Source organism: Paenibacillus sp. FSL R10-2734, assembly GCF_037963865.1.
Classification (GTDB): Bacteria; Bacillota; Bacilli; order Paenibacillales; family Paenibacillaceae; genus Paenibacillus_AQ.
Genome location: NZ_CP150170.1, coordinates 6554801 through 6571978, shown reverse-complemented (window position 1 = coordinate 6571978; position 17178 = coordinate 6554801). Strand labels below are relative to the sequence as shown.

The window sequence follows — 17178 nt, the reverse complement described above, 5'->3', positions numbered from 1 at the left end:
TCCACCAACAACTTTACTGCTGAGCACCTCATTTGCTGGGGCTTACGGTCCCAGATGACGCTAATTGCAAGTTTTTAGCCTTTTGAGCAGAGTTTCGGACTCAAGTGACGCTATTCCTTCGAAAAAGGCTCATATTTGATAGTTTTTGTGCCAATAGCGACTATGGGGTCCTTTAGTATGCCAAATATGCGATTTTGCTGCTTATAAGGTCAACTGGGTCCGATAGCAGACTCATATGTGATACAGCCTTATTTAAGCTTTCCCATCGATAGATTGACTCTGTAATTTCCGAACTTCAGCAGCTCGTCGAGAAAAATATTCAAATCTTCTTGGCTTCCTGTACGGACTCGTATCCAATAGCAGCCTTCTCCGCTAACTCGATGCATTTCTTTTACGCTGTCATGCTGCTTTGCAAATGTCTGAAAGGCTTGATGTACCGTATTCGAACCTAGAAAAACATTAATAAAGGCATGAATACTCTCCCCGACCAAATCTGGATTCCAGCGGACGGTGTAGCCTTCAATCACACCAGTGTCCTGCATTTTACGAATACGCGCACCCACAGCTTGACCTGTCATATGTACTTGCCGCCCAATGTCTCTGTGACTGATCGTGGAATCTTCAATTAGAAGCTGTAGGATGCGAAAATCCACATCATCTATGGAATAAGAACTCATCATTATCTAAAATCCTTTCTGCGTGAAAGTAGAACAGATCAATCTCTTTCCAATCTCAATGTATTCTGTTTCAAAGCCCCTCTATAATTAATTGTAGCAGAAGATATCCGAAAGAAAGAAGGGCTTACGATGAAAATACAGCATATTCGCAATGCGACCCTATGGCTGGAGTATGGGGGAAGTACATTTTTAATTGATCCTATGTTGAGTGAGCAGGGCGCTAATCCACCTGTTTTTAATACTGAAAATGACCGCCGGAATCCTCTAGTTCCTTTGCCGGGAGCAGTTGAACAATGGCTGAGTCCTAATGCAATATTGGTTACGCATCTTCATCCAGATCACTGGGATGCCGCTGCTGTTTCCTTGCTACCGCATGATCTACCGCTATTTGGTCAAGAGGGGGATAGGGATACCCTAGTAGAGCAGGGATTTGAGAACGTCACGGAAATCATCGATAAGCTAACATTTCAAGGAATAACTATAACACGTACCGGTGGACAGCATGGAACTGGAGAGATTGGTCAGCTTATGGGCAAGGTATCAGGGTTTGTGTTTCAGGCGGAAGGAGAACCTGTTATGTATGTGGCAGGAGACACGATTTGGTGTGATGAGGTGAAGATTGCACTCGATGTATTTAAACCTGAGGTGACGATCGTTAATGCTGGTGGTGCGAAGTTTATAACCGGAGGTCATATTACAATGAATGAGCAGGATGTCGTAGACTTATGCGAATATGCTCCTTCTACTAAGGTGATTGCAGTACACATGAACGCCATCAACCATTGCCTAGTTACCCGGGATAAGCTAAAAGCTCACTTGGAGAAGGAGGAGCTGCAGGATCGAGTAAAGCTTCCGGAAGATGGAGAATGGTGTAACGTATAGACTAAAGAGGGGAGTAATCCCCTCTTAAATCTAACTAGAGGTAGAAATAATGCATGAATTTGAAAACGATCACAAAAATTATTTTACCCGCTTGACTAGACCTTCAAATCATGATAAATTAATTCATGTTCACTTCTAATTTACTTCTAATGTTCCCTGATAGCTCAGTTGGTAGAGCACTCGACTGTTAATCGAGTTGTCACAGGTTCGAGTCCTGTTCGGGGAGCCATTTTTATGGAGAGATACCCAAGTGGCTATAAGGGGACCCTCTGCTAAGGGGTTAGACTGCGTAAGCGGTGCGTGGGTTCGAATCCCACTCTCTCCGTTCTGAATTACATGAGAAGAGCTTCCATTATGGAGGCTCTTTTTTTGTTGTGTAAAATTATTCTGTAGTGGCTAATAAGATCTTTATGGAATTGAGGAAGTACCGAGAGGCAGTTCACTCTTAATGGGTGATTTGTCTTTTTTTATCTGAATTATAAGTGATCATATTCTATATTTTGGAAGGGTAATGGGATGAGAAAAGCGAATATTTACTCAATAAGTTTCACGAAGTCACTTACATCAGCTAACACAGCATAAAGAAAGAAATTTAATGGAGGGAACATGAAAACTATAAATCAATTACAAACTAAAGCTTCAAGTAGATATGATAGCTTTGAACATGTTCAAGAAGGTAATAAAAACACCAAATTTGCCGACATAATAATTGATGGCAGGTCTCTTTATCAAATGCTGAAAAGGCATGACATGATTCCATCCTTCGGGTGGGGTAGTGAAGAGCATCAAAGAACAATAATTAACTATTTTTTATTAAACCAAACGCACGAATATTTGTATTACAGATACCCCATATTAGTCTGCCCATGGTGTGGAGATGAAGAATGTGGCTTTATATCCGTATTTGTTGAGAAAGAAGAGGATCATATCATATGGAGAGATTTCAAACTGGAACCCAGCAATGAAGCTATTGATGTTGGGCCTTTTTATTTTAAATGGGATGAGTACGAGAAAGTTATAAATGAGACTTTTGGGATTGCGGGGATTCAATAAAGAGAAGGTAATACTACGGACTAACATTCTGGGTCTATGATGAGAAGTTGGTGAAATGACCGGGAAGGGAGTCATCAATAGATGAATCAGGTTGATCAAAATTCTGGGAATTCAATATCTTGGTTTGTTGAAGAAATACAGTTTGATACAATTCGAGAGGCATATGAATGGATTTCTAGTGGCGCTTATAATGAGATAGGTCACTTATTTGATGGTTATAAAACTAAAGACTCAAAATTAGCTTATGCATTATTATTTGAACTAGTAATGTCAAACACAATTCATGGGCACAGACATGATGTTCATTGCGACGAGGAATATCTAGACGGATCAATTACCTATAAGGTCTGGATAACTAATAAGACATATGAGTCTCCTTAAATTACAACGGGAACCGAAAAGTATGTAGTTTATAGAAAAAACCATCAGGAGGAACTTATGTCGAATAATTCTAGGATACTTTATAGCACAAATGAAGAAACCGATTACGTTAGAAAAAAACTTATTGAATTCAACTCTAAACAAGTACCAAACGGCATTTACGAAGAGATAAATTTATGTTTGAAGGATGATAAAGGGGAGGTTATTGCCGGTCTCAACAGTGCAATTTGTTGGAACTGGATGGAGATTGATATTTTATGGGTGGACGATAACTATCGTAGTCAAGGATACGGGAAAAGATTATTGGAAGAAGCAGAAGAAGTTGCTAGAGCGAAGAAATGTACTTTTATCAAACTAAATACATTCAGTTTTCAAGCGCCTGAATTTTATAAGAAATATGGATACAAAGTAATTGCGACTATCGAAGATGCTCCGCTTGGGAATAGGCACTATTACTATAAGAAGGATCTTAACTATGAGTAAGGTGGTTAGAAGAAGGTATAAATGGCGTCAGAAATTTCATGGATACGTCGTCGCGCACGCCTTTTAAGTCATGTTGAAGGAGTGGTGAAATGGAAATTTCTTTATTCAAATCAAGTCTTAATGAAGCTTCGATTATTCACGAAATGCAAGTCAAAACCTTCATGCCTTTTTTAAATAAATATCAAGATTATGAAACTAGCCCTGCAAATGAATCTGTGGAACGAACAATAGATCGATTAAATCAATCTTTTACGGAGTATTACATTATTAAAAGCTCTGATCTTAACGTAGGTGCCATTCGAATTGTTAGGAAAGAGAATAAGACCTATCGTGTGAGCCCAATATTTATTTTGCCTGAACATCAAGGAAAAGGAATTGCTCAAAGGGTATTTTCGATTATCGAAGATAAATATAACGATGCGAGAGTTTGGGAGTTGGATTCAATATTGCAAGAACAAGGGAATTGTTATCTCTATGAGAAAATAGGCTATCAAAAGACGGGAGAAACAAAACAAATTAACGATAAAATGACCATTCTATTTTATAAAAAAACCTTGATTTAGCTTAAACTTAGATTGTTTGAAAAATAAAATTGTAGGTAACTCAATGAATCCAGCAACAGCAAAATCAAAGGAGCTGAAACAACTATGGAGCTTTTTAAACAAATACCGTTGTATAGATTTTTGGCATTATGTAATGAAAGTGGTATGGAAAAGACCATATTAGATTGCGGGGCAGGAGGGGATTCGCCTCCATTAAGCTTGTTTGAGAATTATGGATATAGTACATACGGGTTAGAGATGAATGTTGAGCAAATGAACAGAGCTAATCAGTTCGCAGCGGAAAGAGGGCAGAATTTAAACATACACCAAGGCGACATGAGACAGCTTGCAATAAGCGATGAGTCAATGAGTTTTGTGTATTCGTATAATTCTATTTTTCATATGAAAAAACAAGATGTAATAGAAGCGATAAATGAAATGAAGCGGGTGCTAAAACCTGGTGGATTATTATTTGTAAATTTTTTAACTCTTAAGGATTTTCGAGTCGGCGACGGAGTTGATTTAGGAGAATATCAGTATGAACAAATGGAAGATGATGAATTGGTAATACACTCTTATTATGATTATCATGAAGCGGATTCTATGTTTGATGATATGGAATTAATATATAAAGAAGATCGAGTGCTTGAAAGAAGGTTTGAAGGCGAATGGATTCGACAAGGATTTATCGATTACATATATAAAAAATAGTTGGTTGGTAAACTCTCCACGGTGGTTGATTTTTGAATAAATGCTGAAGTCAAAATCATAAAAGGAGGTGTGCTAATGAATAACAGATCAGACTTGCTAAATCAGTTTAAAGAATTGAACGAATTTGTTCTGGGTATTATTGATTTGGATTGGAAAACACCCATCGCTGAAGGAAAATGGGCAATTCATGATGTGGTTAGTCATATTATGTTATGGGATAAATACTTCTATGAATCGACGATAGAACCGATAGCATGCGATAATGCGATAACACTTCAACTTATTGATTTCGATCAATTCAATAATGATGCTGTTACATATGGTAGGACAAAAACCAAAGACGAATTAATAGAATTGACTATGAAGTATCGTAACTTAATATTAGAATGTATAAGCAGTCTTGAAGAGGGGAAATACTCGAAAAAATATGTTGACGGAAGGTTTTCCTTTGAGTCCTATTTAAAGGATTTTATATCGCATGACCGACATCATATGATGCAGATTAAAAAATTAAAATGAAGATTGTGAGCAGCTTATTCTCATTCCGTTTATCGGTTGGGAATAAGCTTTTTTGTATGTCTTAGATCGAAGTATCAAGACTCAATGAGACAAATGTTATATTATTTACCATCGAATTCAGCATTTGAATGAATATCAAACAAGGATCAACGAAAGCCAAACTTCGAAAATCTCCGTTTTCTTCGGTTTTTCTCCTTCTCAGACATTTCGCCTAGAATAAATTTTCGGAGTCTTAACTTTCAATGTTATATAATATAACGTAAATATTGAATTATTTAGTAAATAATACAATTTCCGCAGATAAAATAGTATAATTATGTTAATATAAGTGACATAAAATGATGAAAATGAATGTAAGCTAAAGAAAGGGGTTTTTAAAAATAAATATGGGGATTGGGGGATAGCGATGGAGTATTTCATTCAACAGTTAATTAACGGGATTTCTGTAGGGAGCATTTATGCTCTGATCGCATTGGGTTACACCATGGTCTACGGGATTATTAAATTGATCAATTTCGCCCATGGTGATGTGTTTATGGTTGGGTCGTTTATTGGATTGTTCAGTGCCAGGTACTTGGCTTCAGCAGGGCTTCCTCCGATACTGGTCTTACTTATCTCATTGGTGATTTCTATGACAATCAGTGCGTTGCTGGGGATGTCGATCGAACGGCTAGCGTACAAACCTCTACGAAAAGCTTCGCGAATCGCTGTGTTGATTACTGCAATTGGCGTTTCTTTTTTTCTGGAATACAGCGGTGTGTTTGTGCTCGGTCCTCAGGCTAAAGGATTTCCGGAGATTCTTAATAAGCAGCAATACAACTTGTTTGGTTCCTCGATTCAGGTGGACTCCAATCAAATCATGATCTTGGGGACAACGGTTATTTTGATGATCATCCTTCAGTATATAGTACACCGTACAAAGATTGGTAAAGCGATGCGGGCCGTTTCTTTTGATATGGAAGCTGCGCGTTTGATGGGGATTAATGTAGACCGGACCATTTCAGCCACCTTCGCTATAGGATCCGCACTTGCGGCAGCAGCAGGTGTTATTTTTGGAATGACTTACAATTCAGTTGATCCTATGATGGGGGTGCTTCCCGGGCTTAAAGCTTTTGTGGCTGCGGTTCTAGGTGGCATTGGCAGTATTCCGGGTGCTCTGGTAGGAGGGCTACTACTGGGCACAGTTGAGACAGGAGTTTCTTCTCTGGGATACTCTTCGTGGCGTGATGGTGTGGCATTTGCTGTACTTATCCTAATCCTTATCTTTAAACCGTCCGGGCTGTTTGGTAAAAATGTCCGCGAGAAAGTGTAGGGAGATGCCGTATGAAGAAGATAAATAAATCATTTTGGATAGGCATTGTTTTTTCAATTGTTCTATATATCGTCATTAAAGTTCTTCTAACAACGGGAATATTTGATGATGTTATGGAGTCTACGCTAATTTTAATTTGTATAAATGTCATGCTGGCAGTGTCTTTGAATCTGATTAATGGGATAACGGGGCAATTCTCAATCGGACATGCCGGATTTATGTCCATTGGTGCTTATGTTTCTTCCATTCTAACTTTGAACTTTGATATGCCATTCGTGCTGGCGCTAGTGATCTCTGGACTGGTTGCTGCATTTTTCGGTGTACTTATCGGGATTCCAACCTTGCGGCTGAATGGAGACTATCTGGCGATTGCTACGCTGGGATTTGGTGAGATTATCCGGATTGTCCTGCTCAATACAGAATATGTGGGCGGGGCTTCAGGTCTAAGTGGCATTCCCAATCAAACGACTTGGACAATTATGTTTCTGTTCACACTGGTCACGATTGTTGTGATCAATAACTTTATAAGTTCCACTCACGGCCGAGCTTGTATAGCGATTCGGGAGAATGAAATTGCTGCTGAAGCGATGGGGATTAATACAACTTTGTACAAAGTCATTGCTTTTTCACTTGGAGCATTATTTGCGGGGATAGCTGGTGGTGTCTCTGCTCATAAGTTCTACGTCATCAATCCTGGCAGCTTTAATTTTCTGAAATCTTTCGAAATTCTAGTTATGGTTGTATTAGGTGGACTGGGAAGTACAAGCGGGGCCATCGTGGGTGCGATTGTACTGACGGTACTCTTCACCGTGCTTCAGGAATATCCGGAGTTGCGGATGATTATTTACTCGGCGATTCTAATTCTGATGATGATTTTTCGGCCTAAGGGGCTGCTTGGCAGCACAGGTTTTTCTTTCTTGAAATTTTCTAAAAAGGAGGTCAAGCCAAGTGACAGCATCAACAGTGGAAGTACTTCTTGATGTTCAACAAGCAAGTCGTGCATTTGGCGGGCTTAAGGCGCTTAACGAGGTATCCCTCCATATTAATAAAGGCGAGTTGATTGGGCTCATCGGACCTAATGGTGCGGGGAAAACAACCCTTTTTAACTTGCTGACAGGTGTATACCCGCCTTCCGGTGGAGATATTATCCTCAGCAATCAGGCAGTGGGTGGAATGAAGCCTTATCGGATTAACCGAAAAGGGGCAGCACGGACATTTCAGAATATCCGTCTATTTACCTCTATGACGGTGCTGGATAACGTTAAGATTGCATTTCACCAGCATGCCAGACATTCGATGTTTACTTCCATGCTCCGCCTGCCTAAACATTTTGCAAAAGAAAATGAAATTACACAAAAGGCCATGGATATTCTCAAAATTTTTAATCTTGCCGATCAATGTAATGAATGTGCCGGGAATCTTAGCTACGGAAATCAAAGGCGTTTGGAAATTGCGCGTGCGCTTGCAGCGGGGCCTAAGCTTTTGCTATTGGATGAACCAGCCGCAGGGATGAACCCGAACGAAACCAAAGAGCTAATGAATCTGATTGCTTGGATTCGTGAGTCCTTTGATCTATCGATCTTGCTTATCGAGCATGATATGTCCCTTGTGATGGGAGTATGTGACCGGATTTATGTGCTGGATCGCGGAATGCTGATTGCTGAGGGTACACCGCTGCAGATAAAGATTCATCCAAAAGTCATCGAAGCCTATCTAGGACAGGAGGCGTAGTTGACCATGCTTAGCGTACAAGAAATTAATGTATATTATGGGGCTATTCATGCCTTGAAGGATTTAAGTATGAATGTAAGAGAAGGCGAGATTGTAACTCTAATCGGCGCAAATGGAGCGGGCAAGTCCTCATTGCTCAAGACACTCTCTGGGCTGCTGAAACCCAAAACAGGTTGCATAGATTTCATGGATAAATCTATTACGAATCAGAGTGTTCAGTCCATCGTAAAACAGGGGCTTATTCTCTGTCCGGAAGGCAGGCGTGTATTTGCTAATATGTCTGTGGAAGAAAATCTGGAGCTAGGAGCTTTTTTACAAGATTCGGGCAGCTTAGCTGCTGATTTTGCCAAGGTCTACTCCACCTTCCCGCGTCTTTTAGAAAGAAAAAGACAGCTTGCTGGCACATTATCCGGCGGAGAGCAGCAGATGCTCGCTATGGGGCGTGCGATGATGGGGCATCCCAAGCTTTTACTATTAGATGAACCCTCGATGGGTCTAGCTCCATTGCTTGTTCAGGATATTTTTCGGATCATTCAAGAAGTAAATGCCTCTGGAACAACAGTGCTTCTTGTAGAACAAAATGCACATCAGGCGCTTAAGATTGCTCATCGAGCTTACGTAATTGAGACGGGCAGAGTGGTGCTTGAGGGGGATGCCAAGGAATTGGCAGATTCGGAAGAGATCAGAATGGCTTATCTGGGACATTAATTCATCGGCTAGTTCACAACAGCATCGCAGAAAGAACCTATAAATCATTTATTTTGGGAGGCTGGAAGAGGATGAAGAAAATCGGGGCCGTATTGCTGACTGTGTTACTGGTTGGTGGATTGCTGGCAGGCTGTGGGAACAAGACGGATAACGCTACCGCTGAGGGTGGGAATACTGGGGGAGGGACTATCAAGATTGGCGCAGATTTAGAGCTTACAGGCGGCCAGGCTTCCTTCGGTGATTCTGCACTTAAAGGGGCGAAGCTTGCGGTAAAAGAAATTAATGATGCAGGTGGAGTGCTCGGCAAAAAACTTGAACTGATTGAAGCGGATAATGCTTCTAAGTCGGAAGAGGCGACACGCGCAGCGCAAAAGCTGATTACTACGAATAAAGTTGTAGCTATTATCGGTGCTACTACATCTACGAATACACTCGGGATTGTTCCCGTTACTCAAGAAAAAGGCATCCCACTGGTCAGCTCCTCAGCCACCAACCCTAAAGTAACTGTTGACGAACGTACTGGGGATCTGAATGAATGGGTATTCCGTGCCTCTTTTATTGATCCTTTCCAAGGCGAAGTAATGGCTAACTTTGCTAACGATACACTTAAAGCGAAAACGGCGGTTATTTATACGGATGCTTCAAGCGATTATTCCAAAGGGCTGCAAACCTTTTTTAAAGAAACTTTTACTAAGAACGGTGGCTCTATCTTAAGCGAAGAATCCTATCAACAAAAAGATTCTGATTTTAAAGCTGTATTAACACGTATTAAAGAAGCTAATCCAGATGTTATTTATCTTCCAGGTTATTATGAGGAGGTCGGCAAAATCGTAAAGCAAGCTCGCGAAATGGGGATCACAGTTCCGTTTATGGGCGGGGATGGCTGGGATTCACCTCAGCTGGCTGAGATTGCCGGAGCGGATGCGCTAAACAATACGTTTATGTCCAATCACTATTCACCTGAGGATAGCTCGCCAGAAGTAAAATCGTTCGTAGATGCCTTCAAAGCTGCTAACGGTGATCTTGTTCCAGATGGGATGGCTGCGCTTGGATATGATGCTGTGAAACTAGTGGCAGATGCCATTACACGTGCGGATTCAACAGAACCTAAGAAGCTGAAGGATGCACTGGCGGGGACGAAGGATTTACAACTGGCCACGGGTAAAATCACAATGAATGAAACACATGACCCGGTAAAAGCAGCTGTAGTTCTGAAGTTTGTAGATGGAGTACAAACCTTTGAAGCAAAGGTTAATCCTTAAGCGGATGGGTAGCAAGAAGCTAGTAATGGTTCTATAACACGAAGTAGACGCTGCAGGAACGACGAAGACAATACGATTAGCGTATCATGGCAAAAAAGAGCAAACCCAGATCATCCACTGGGTTTGCTCTTTTTTTGTCTAAATTATTACAATTCTTAACACTCCGCTTACACTGCCATGACCCTTGCTACTTGGCATCAAGTTAGAATGGGCTCAAGAAGTAAATTGAAGGAGGAAGCTATGAAAGTTGAGCTGCACTGTCATACGAGAATGTCGGATGGTTCACTTCATTTTGCAGAGCTGCTGGAGCTTGCTGTTCAAGAGCAAATTGGGCATTTAGCTGTTACTAATCATGATACCACTCAGGGGATCGCTGAGATGGACGAGATGTGCAGAGAGCGTGGTATCGAATTTATCCCTGGCATTGAGATATCAGGATATGATGCTGAGCGTCAACGTCGGATTCATATTCTTGGCTATTTTATCGAACAGGATCATGAAGCCATTGATGCTTTATGTAGTCCTCTACTTCTACGGCGTCATGAAGGTTGTCGATTGGCAACTGAGCGTCTAATCGAAGCGGGCTATAACATTCGCTGGGAGGATGTACAGAACTACGCAGCAGGTGGTACGGGAGTGTATAAACAGCATATTATGCATGCGCTAATCGACCAAGGATATACGGATCGAATTTATGGCGACTTATATAAAAAGCTTTTCTCGCGAGGTCAGCGAGGCGAACAGCCTGGCATTGCCTATATTCCAACAGAATATGTAGATGCCAGAGATGCAGTACGAACTATTATTCAGGCAGGTGGTGTTCCGGTGCTAGCGCATCCGGGCCAATACCAGAGCTTTGAGGCTGTAGATGAGCTTGTGGAGGCTGGCTTACAAGGGATTGAGGTATGGCATCCACTGCATGGAGAGGAAGATGAGCGTCAGGCACGGGAGCTCGCATTGAATTATAACCTGATCATGACCGGAGGGACGGATTTTCATGGCTTCTATGGTGAAAGTCCAGTAACACTGGGCAGTAAAAGTCCTGATGCTGTAGTTGTGGGTGCGCTGAAGGAACGTAAAGCATTACTGCTGTGGGGGTGATCAGAATGTCTGAAGAATTGGATATTATGGATCATTTAATAGCGTCTATTCAATCAGGCGAGTATGTGTCTGACGATAAATTGCCATCGGAGCATGAGCTTGCAGAGCAGTTCAAGGTTCCACGTATAACTGCTCGGAAAGCGTATGAGCGTCTGCAGGAGCTGGGACTCATTTATTCCATGCAGGGGAAGGGAAGTTTTGTTCGGGATAGAAAATTGCGCATTCCGCTCGCCCTCTCAGCTGGAAAAAGCTTCAGCAAGAAGATGCGCGAGCTTGGATTCGATTACGAATCGATAAATATATTCTGTGATCCGATGGAGTCGAATCATAAGATTGAAGCAGCGCTCGGCATTGGTGAAGGAGATCGTGTATTCAAAGTAGGTCGACTACGCAAGATCGATGGTTGTCCCGTCGCGCTCCATATTTCTTATGTGGCGGAGTCGCTATTTCCGAACATTGAACAGGTGGGTCGAGAGATATCCTCTATGTTCGAATATTATGAACGGCATGGGTATACTGATTTCCAATTGTCAGAATCCATATTAAGTATCACATATCCGATCAAGCATGAACGAGAGCTTCTGGCGTGCTCCAGCTTGATTCCCTTGCTAGTTTTAGATTCGGCGTGCAGGGATAAGGCAACAGGCCGGACGATAGAATACAGCAGGGTTATGTATCGCGGAGATATGTTCACGTATGAGCTGTAGTAAAGAAGGAGGTACATATATGAACCGTAGACAACGAACTGAAACGTTAATTAATAGCTCATCTAATCTGGTAACTGATCTGGCTGATGAGATCAAGGGCCGTTACGATATTGACCTTATGGAGGAGCCTAATCATGGTCTAGTGATGGTAAAGGTCAGAGAAACAGCTAGGAAAAGCCTATTTTATTTAGGTGAGGTGCTAGTTACAGAGTGTAAGGTACGGATTGCCGGGAAAATGGGCGTAGGACTTATTAAGGGTGACGAACCGGGAAAAGCGTATGATCTTGCTGTAATTGACGCGGCATATGCGGCTGAATTAGTGGAGACAGCGGCATGGTCTGCCAAGCTATATACGGAACAAGCCCTTCTTGAACAGGCCTATGCAGCAGAACACGCCAAGGTAATGCGAACGAAGGTGGATTTTGAGACGATGGACACCGACTCGTAAATGAGATCAGAAGGGAGAGCGCACATGATGCTCGATATGGTTCATGATATTCAATCCGTATACCGCAAATTAGTTCATAGCATGTCAAGACCAGGTACGATCACAGATCTCTCGGAAGAGGCTGAAAAGCTGGACCATCTAGGAGTGTTTCCTAGCACACAGTTGATCGCTCGTACCCTACTAGATACAGAGGTTACCTTCAGTATTGTTTCATCGCGAGCAGCGGAGATCACTAGCCTATTTAGCCAAATGACCTATGCAAAGGAAGCTGCCGCCCAAGCGGCAGATTATATTTTTGTGCTAGAGGATGCTGTCCCTGGTGCATGGATTGATACGATTCAAGCAGCTAAGGTCGGTGAGTTGATTGATCCTCACGCAGCGGCCACGATCATTATTGAAGTGGAGGATTTATTCGGTGCTACTAAACTGCGTCTGGCAGGTCCGGGAATCCAAACTACAGCTACAGTGGCTATGAATATGAAAGAAGATTGGGTTGAACTGCGTGCTGAGCGTAACAGTGAGTTTCCGTTAGGTATAGATCTTCTGTTTACAGATGTAAACCATAGAGTTCTTGCCTTACCAAGAACGACACAGGTCGTGAAAGAGGAGGTATAGCCATATGGGTTACGTAGCAGTGAAGGGCGGTACTCAGGCCATCGAACAATCGTTACTGCGGCTGCAGTATGAGCGATTGCGTAGTGGAAAGGTACTGGAAGTGGAAGCCATTGAAGCAGGCATGCGTGGGCTTGTTGATCAAGTGATGTCAGAGAGTAGCTTATACAGCGAGGAGCTTGCAGCACTCGCCATTAAACAAGCAGAAGGTAATCCAGAGGAAGCCGTTTTCTTACTTCGAGCCTATCGCTCGACCTTACCTCGAAAACACTATTCAAAAAGCGTGAATTCAGATGAGATGCGTGTCGAAAGACGGATTTCGGCTTCGTTCAAGGATATTCCTGGAGGGCAGATTTTGGGCGCATCCACAGACTACTCTCATCGCTTACTGGATTTCGACCTGATTGATGAAACGGAGTCAACGATCGAACATTGGCTCCAGGAGTTCAACCAAGTAGAGGAGAATGGCGAAGGACAGGAAACCGCTACACAAGTCGGTTTTGTTCCGAAAGTGCTGGATTACCTACGCCAAGAGGGCCTGATCGCTGACTGTCCCGTCGACTTCAGTGAACCAGACGATGTTACCCGAACGAGCTTAACATTCCCTGCAAGCCGCAGTGAGAAGCTCCAAATTTTGACCCGAGGGCAGACAGGAGCTTTAACGTCACTCGCATATGCTGTCATTCGGGGATACGGGATGGTGCACCCCACCGTCGGTGAGCTCCGCGTCGGGCTGCTTCCGGTATACATCGATAGTCCGCTGTATCCCTCGGATGACGAGGCTGAAAGTTACTTTATCGGGGATATCAAGGTGACTGAAGTTGAGATGCTCGTTCCTGCCATGATCGAACGAGAGAATGGGCAGAAGGAATTGAATCTAGAGTTCGGCTATGGATTGTGTTACGGACAGAATGAAACGAAGGCGATCGCGATGAGCATCTTGGACAAAAGTCTTGAGCAAGGCGATAAGACCATACCGACGCAGAACGAGGAATTCGTTCTATTTCATATCGATTCTGTAGAATCCACAGGCTTTATCTCACATTTGAAAATGCCGCACTATGTTACATTCCAGGCAAAGCTGAACGATGTGCGCAAGACACGTAAGGAGGGATAGGCTGTGCGAATCCAATATAACTTTGCATTTCTTGATGAAGGGTCTAAGCGTGAAATTCGTCGAGCGACATTGAAAGCCATAGCGATTCCTGGTTACCAGGTACCGTTTGCTTCGCGGGAGCTCCCTGTCGGTCGTGGTTGGGGAACGGGAGGATTACAGCTCACGCTGTCGTTAATCGGAAAAAACGACGTTCTGAAGGTTATTGATCAAGGCTCGGATGAATCGGTGAACGCCGTTAGTATCAAGAAGCTGATCGACCGAACGACAGGAGTTCCTTCCGTAGACGATACAGAAGCCGCTACACTCATTCAATCTCGCCATCGCATTCCTGAGGTCCCACTCAAACCGGATCAGATTCTGGTGCTTCAGGTTCCGATGCCGGAGCCGCTGCGGATGTATGAATCCAGTGAGCTAGAAACGAAACGTCTGCACGGGGAGAATGACTACAGCGGTGCTTGGTTAATGCTATTCGAGCAAATTATGAAGTACCGGTCCGTTTCTACAGGTGCGGATCATCCTGTTAGCGTGCACGATCGTTACGTCATGGCACCGAGTCCGATTCCTAAATTCGATAATCCGAAGATGCATTATTCAGATGCACTTATCCTGCTTGGAGCAGGTCGAGAGAAAAAGATTTATGCAGTACCACCATATACAAAAGTGATTTCGATGGCTTTTGACGATGTTCCGTTTGAGCCGGAGACGTTCAATGGGCATAGCTGCAAAATATGTGGGGCTAAAGATACATTCATGGATGAGCTATATGACCAGGTGGCAGACGAAACCTACTATCAATGCAATGATACTAGCTACTGCCTAGAACGCTTGAATCAGCAGGCTGAGAACAAAGTGTTGAAAGAGGAGGTGATTTCATGATTACTCAGCAAGATGAACCTATCATGACCGTGAAGCATCTCAACAAGCAATTTGGCCCAGGTTGTAAGGTATGTAGCCAACCAGAGCATCGTCAATTGGAAAAAAACTTCTGTCGTTCTTGTGGCACGGTGTATGGCTGTCAGGATATTTCCTTCGACTTATACCCTGGGGAAGTGCTCGGGATTGTAGGGGAAAGCGGAAGCGGGAAGTCGACATTGATGCGTTGTTTATACTTCGATGAAGAGGTTTCATCAGGTGAAGCGGAAATTCATCCATATAAGGATGGTCTGCGAAATATCTTCATGGAGTCCTCTCAGCAGAAGAAATATTTACGTAATCATCTGATGGGGAAAGTCTATCAGAATCCAGTACTAGGACTTCGGATGACGTTCTCGTCCATCGGCAATATTGCCGAGAAGATGATTGCTGCTGGCAATCGTAACGTTGCAATGATGGAGAATCGCGGCGGAGAGCTGTTAGAACGTGTTCATATTCCCCTTGCAAGAATGAAGGAAGCACCCAAGAATTTCTCCGGAGGCATGCAGCAACGGGTACAAATCGCGAAGGCGTTATCTAATAATCCTCCCATTCTACTATTAGATGAAGTGACAACCGGGCTGGATTTATCTGTGCAAGCGAACGTGCTGGACCTGATTAAGCATCTGCAGCGTGAGCTGAAGATCAGCATGCTTCTCGTATCGCATGATCTTGGCGTTATCCGTATGCTAGCAGATCGAACGATGGTGATGCTGGATGGCCGTGTCGTGGAACAGGGCTTAACAGATCAAATACTAGAAGATCCACAGCACGCCTATACGCAACAGCTTGTCCATTCATTATTATAGAGATTTCTTAGAGGAGGCCAGCTGATGTTATTAATAACTAACGGAACAATTATTACGGATGAAGCCCTGCTAGTTGATTATGATTTGCTCATTCATGAAGATCGCATCGCACGGATTATCCCTCGTGGGGAATTTATGCCAGACGTCGATATGGAAGTTATCGATGCAAATGGAGGGTATGTAACACCTGGGATGATCGATATTCATTCCGATTATATCGAGCATATGACAGCACCTAGACCCACTTCACTGATAGATTTCCAGATCGGGCTACGGGAGACAGAAAAAGAACTAATCAGTCATGGGATTACGACAATGTATCACTCTTTGTCGATATTTAAATCCATTGATTACAAATATCGCCCGATTCGAGAGCCTGAAAATGTACGCAAGCTGATTGATCTGATTGATAGCACGCATACTCGTAAACACTTGGTTCGTCATCGCTTCCATGCTCGCTTTGAGATTGATAATATCGACCAAGTCGATAATTTGAAAAGCTACATTGAAGAAGAGAAGGTACACCTCATTTCCTTCATGGATCATACGCCTGGTCAAGGTCAATATCGTGATTTGGAAGTGTACAAGAAAACGGTTCTTGGCTACGATACGCTTTCGGATGATCGGATTGCAGTACTGATTGAGAATCATCAGACGAAGGAGAAAATGACCATTGAAGTCATTCGGGAAATTGCAGAGCTGGCAAGAGAGAGAAACATCGCGATCGCCTCGCATGATGATGATTCACTGGAAAAGCTAGATCTTGTGAAGAGCTTCGGTACGGCGATCAGTGAGTTTCCAATCACGCTGGAGATTGCTCGCAAGGCGAAGGAAAAGGGACTGTTCACGGTGGCAGGTGCACCAAACGTTATCCTCGGCGGCTCACATACCGGCAACCTATCTGCAGCGGAGGCCGTGCAGGATGGATGTATCGATATTCTATGTAGTGATTATTATCCAGCCTCTATGCTGCATGCTGTGTTCCAGCTCGCTGGCGCTTTTCCTCTGGATTTAGTAGAGACGTTCAAGCTGGTAACGTTGCATCCAGCCCAAGCAGTGAATATCGCAACGGATTATGGCTCCATAACGGTAGGTAAAAAGGCGGATTTACTGATTATCGAACGACTGGAGCCAGATCACTTCCCAGTAGTTACAGGTGTAATTGTAGATGGCAGGCTGATTCAGAAAACGAATTACAGAATCTAAATCCA

At 43.0% G+C, this 17178-nt stretch carries 21 protein-coding genes and 2 tRNA genes; 22 read left to right on the top strand and 1 reads right to left on the bottom strand.

What is annotated here, in order from left to right:
* Positions 1–248: 248 nt before the first annotated feature.
* Entirely contained in the window at positions 249–680 is a 432-nt protein-coding gene (locus tag NSS67_RS28530; RefSeq protein ID WP_339317134.1) for an Lrp/AsnC family transcriptional regulator, read from the bottom strand.
* A 126-nt stretch (positions 681–806) separates the two neighbouring features.
* Here NSS67_RS28530 and NSS67_RS28525 point away from each other — a divergent pair, with 126 nt between their 5' ends.
* The 22 genes from NSS67_RS28525 to phnM all read left to right on the top strand — a co-directional run bounded on the left by NSS67_RS28525 (position 807) and on the right by phnM (position 17173).
* Positions 807–1559, top strand: a complete 753-nt coding sequence (locus NSS67_RS28525) for an MBL fold metallo-hydrolase (RefSeq protein WP_339317133.1) — start codon at positions 807–809, stop codon at positions 1557–1559.
* Positions 1560–1712: 153 nt separating this feature from the next.
* Positions 1713–1788 (top strand) — tRNA-Asn (locus NSS67_RS28520).
* Positions 1789–1795: 7 nt separating this feature from the next.
* A tRNA-Ser gene (locus tag NSS67_RS28515) sits at positions 1796–1884 on the top strand.
* A gap of 281 nt (positions 1885–2165) precedes the next feature.
* Positions 2166–2612 (top strand): oxidoreductase, encoded by a 447-nt coding sequence (locus NSS67_RS28510; RefSeq protein ID WP_339317132.1) that lies wholly within the window; start codon positions 2166–2168, stop codon positions 2610–2612.
* 81 nt (positions 2613–2693) lie between these two features.
* Positions 2694–2993 (top strand): hypothetical protein, encoded by a 300-nt coding sequence (locus NSS67_RS28505; RefSeq protein WP_339317131.1) that lies wholly within the window; start codon positions 2694–2696, stop codon positions 2991–2993.
* A gap of 57 nt (positions 2994–3050) precedes the next feature.
* Positions 3051–3476: a GNAT family N-acetyltransferase gene (locus NSS67_RS28500; RefSeq protein ID WP_339317130.1), complete on the top strand. Its 426-nt coding sequence runs from the start codon at positions 3051–3053 to the stop codon at positions 3474–3476.
* 89 nt (positions 3477–3565) lie between these two features.
* Positions 3566–4039: a GNAT family N-acetyltransferase gene (locus NSS67_RS28495; protein ID WP_339317129.1), complete on the top strand. Its 474-nt coding sequence runs from the start codon at positions 3566–3568 to the stop codon at positions 4037–4039.
* Positions 4040–4123: 84 nt separating this feature from the next.
* Entirely contained in the window at positions 4124–4729 is a 606-nt protein-coding gene (locus NSS67_RS28490; RefSeq protein ID WP_339317128.1) for a class I SAM-dependent methyltransferase, read from the top strand.
* A 75-nt stretch (positions 4730–4804) separates the two neighbouring features.
* Positions 4805–5248, top strand: a complete 444-nt coding sequence (locus NSS67_RS28485) for a DinB family protein (protein ID WP_339317127.1) — start codon at positions 4805–4807, stop codon at positions 5246–5248.
* A 406-nt stretch (positions 5249–5654) separates the two neighbouring features.
* Positions 5655–6560, top strand: a complete 906-nt coding sequence (locus NSS67_RS28480; RefSeq protein ID WP_339317126.1) for a branched-chain amino acid ABC transporter permease — start codon at positions 5655–5657, stop codon at positions 6558–6560.
* Positions 6561–6571: 11 nt separating this feature from the next.
* A complete protein-coding gene (locus tag NSS67_RS28475) occupies positions 6572–7540 on the top strand; it encodes a branched-chain amino acid ABC transporter permease (RefSeq protein ID WP_339317125.1) in 969 nt (322 codons plus the stop codon).
* Positions 7509–8291: an ABC transporter ATP-binding protein gene (locus NSS67_RS28470; RefSeq protein WP_339317124.1), complete on the top strand. Its 783-nt coding sequence runs from the start codon at positions 7509–7511 to the stop codon at positions 8289–8291. Before NSS67_RS28475 ends, NSS67_RS28470 begins: the two co-directional genes overlap by 32 nt.
* Before the next feature lie 6 nt (positions 8292–8297).
* A complete protein-coding gene (locus NSS67_RS28465) occupies positions 8298–8999 on the top strand; it encodes an ABC transporter ATP-binding protein (RefSeq protein ID WP_339317123.1) in 702 nt (233 codons plus the stop codon).
* Between the two features lie 71 nt (positions 9000–9070).
* A complete protein-coding gene (locus NSS67_RS28460; RefSeq protein WP_339317122.1) occupies positions 9071–10261 on the top strand; it encodes an ABC transporter substrate-binding protein in 1191 nt (396 codons plus the stop codon).
* Between the two features lie 240 nt (positions 10262–10501).
* Positions 10502–11362 (top strand): PHP domain-containing protein, encoded by an 861-nt coding sequence (locus tag NSS67_RS28455; protein WP_339317121.1) that lies wholly within the window; start codon positions 10502–10504, stop codon positions 11360–11362.
* A 5-nt stretch (positions 11363–11367) separates the two neighbouring features.
* Positions 11368–12069, top strand: coding sequence for a GntR family transcriptional regulator (locus NSS67_RS28450; RefSeq protein WP_339317120.1), 702 nt, complete (start codon positions 11368–11370; stop codon positions 12067–12069).
* Between the two features lie 19 nt (positions 12070–12088).
* Entirely contained in the window at positions 12089–12517 is a 429-nt protein-coding gene (phnG, locus tag NSS67_RS28445; protein ID WP_339317119.1) for a phosphonate C-P lyase system protein PhnG, read from the top strand.
* Positions 12518–12541: 24 nt separating this feature from the next.
* Entirely contained in the window at positions 12542–13132 is a 591-nt protein-coding gene (phnH, locus tag NSS67_RS28440) for a phosphonate C-P lyase system protein PhnH (RefSeq protein WP_339317118.1), read from the top strand.
* A gap of 4 nt (positions 13133–13136) precedes the next feature.
* On the top strand, positions 13137–14246 hold the full coding sequence (locus tag NSS67_RS28435; RefSeq protein WP_339317117.1) for a carbon-phosphorus lyase complex subunit PhnI: 1110 nt from the start codon (positions 13137–13139) through the stop codon (positions 14244–14246).
* Positions 14247–14249: 3 nt separating this feature from the next.
* Positions 14250–15122, top strand: a complete 873-nt coding sequence (locus NSS67_RS28430) for an alpha-D-ribose 1-methylphosphonate 5-phosphate C-P-lyase PhnJ (protein WP_339317116.1) — start codon at positions 14250–14252, stop codon at positions 15120–15122.
* The gene (locus tag NSS67_RS28425) at positions 15122–15967 is read left to right on the top strand and encodes an ATP-binding cassette domain-containing protein (protein ID WP_339320724.1); all 846 of its coding nucleotides are present in this window, start codon (positions 15122–15124) and stop codon (positions 15965–15967) included. Before NSS67_RS28430 ends, NSS67_RS28425 begins: the two co-directional genes overlap by 1 nt.
* Positions 15968–15991: 24 nt before the next feature.
* Complete coding sequence (gene phnM, locus NSS67_RS28420) at positions 15992–17173, top strand: phosphonate metabolism protein PhnM (RefSeq protein WP_339317115.1); 1182 nt, start codon at positions 15992–15994, stop codon at positions 17171–17173.
* Positions 17174–17178: the final 5 nt, after the last annotated feature.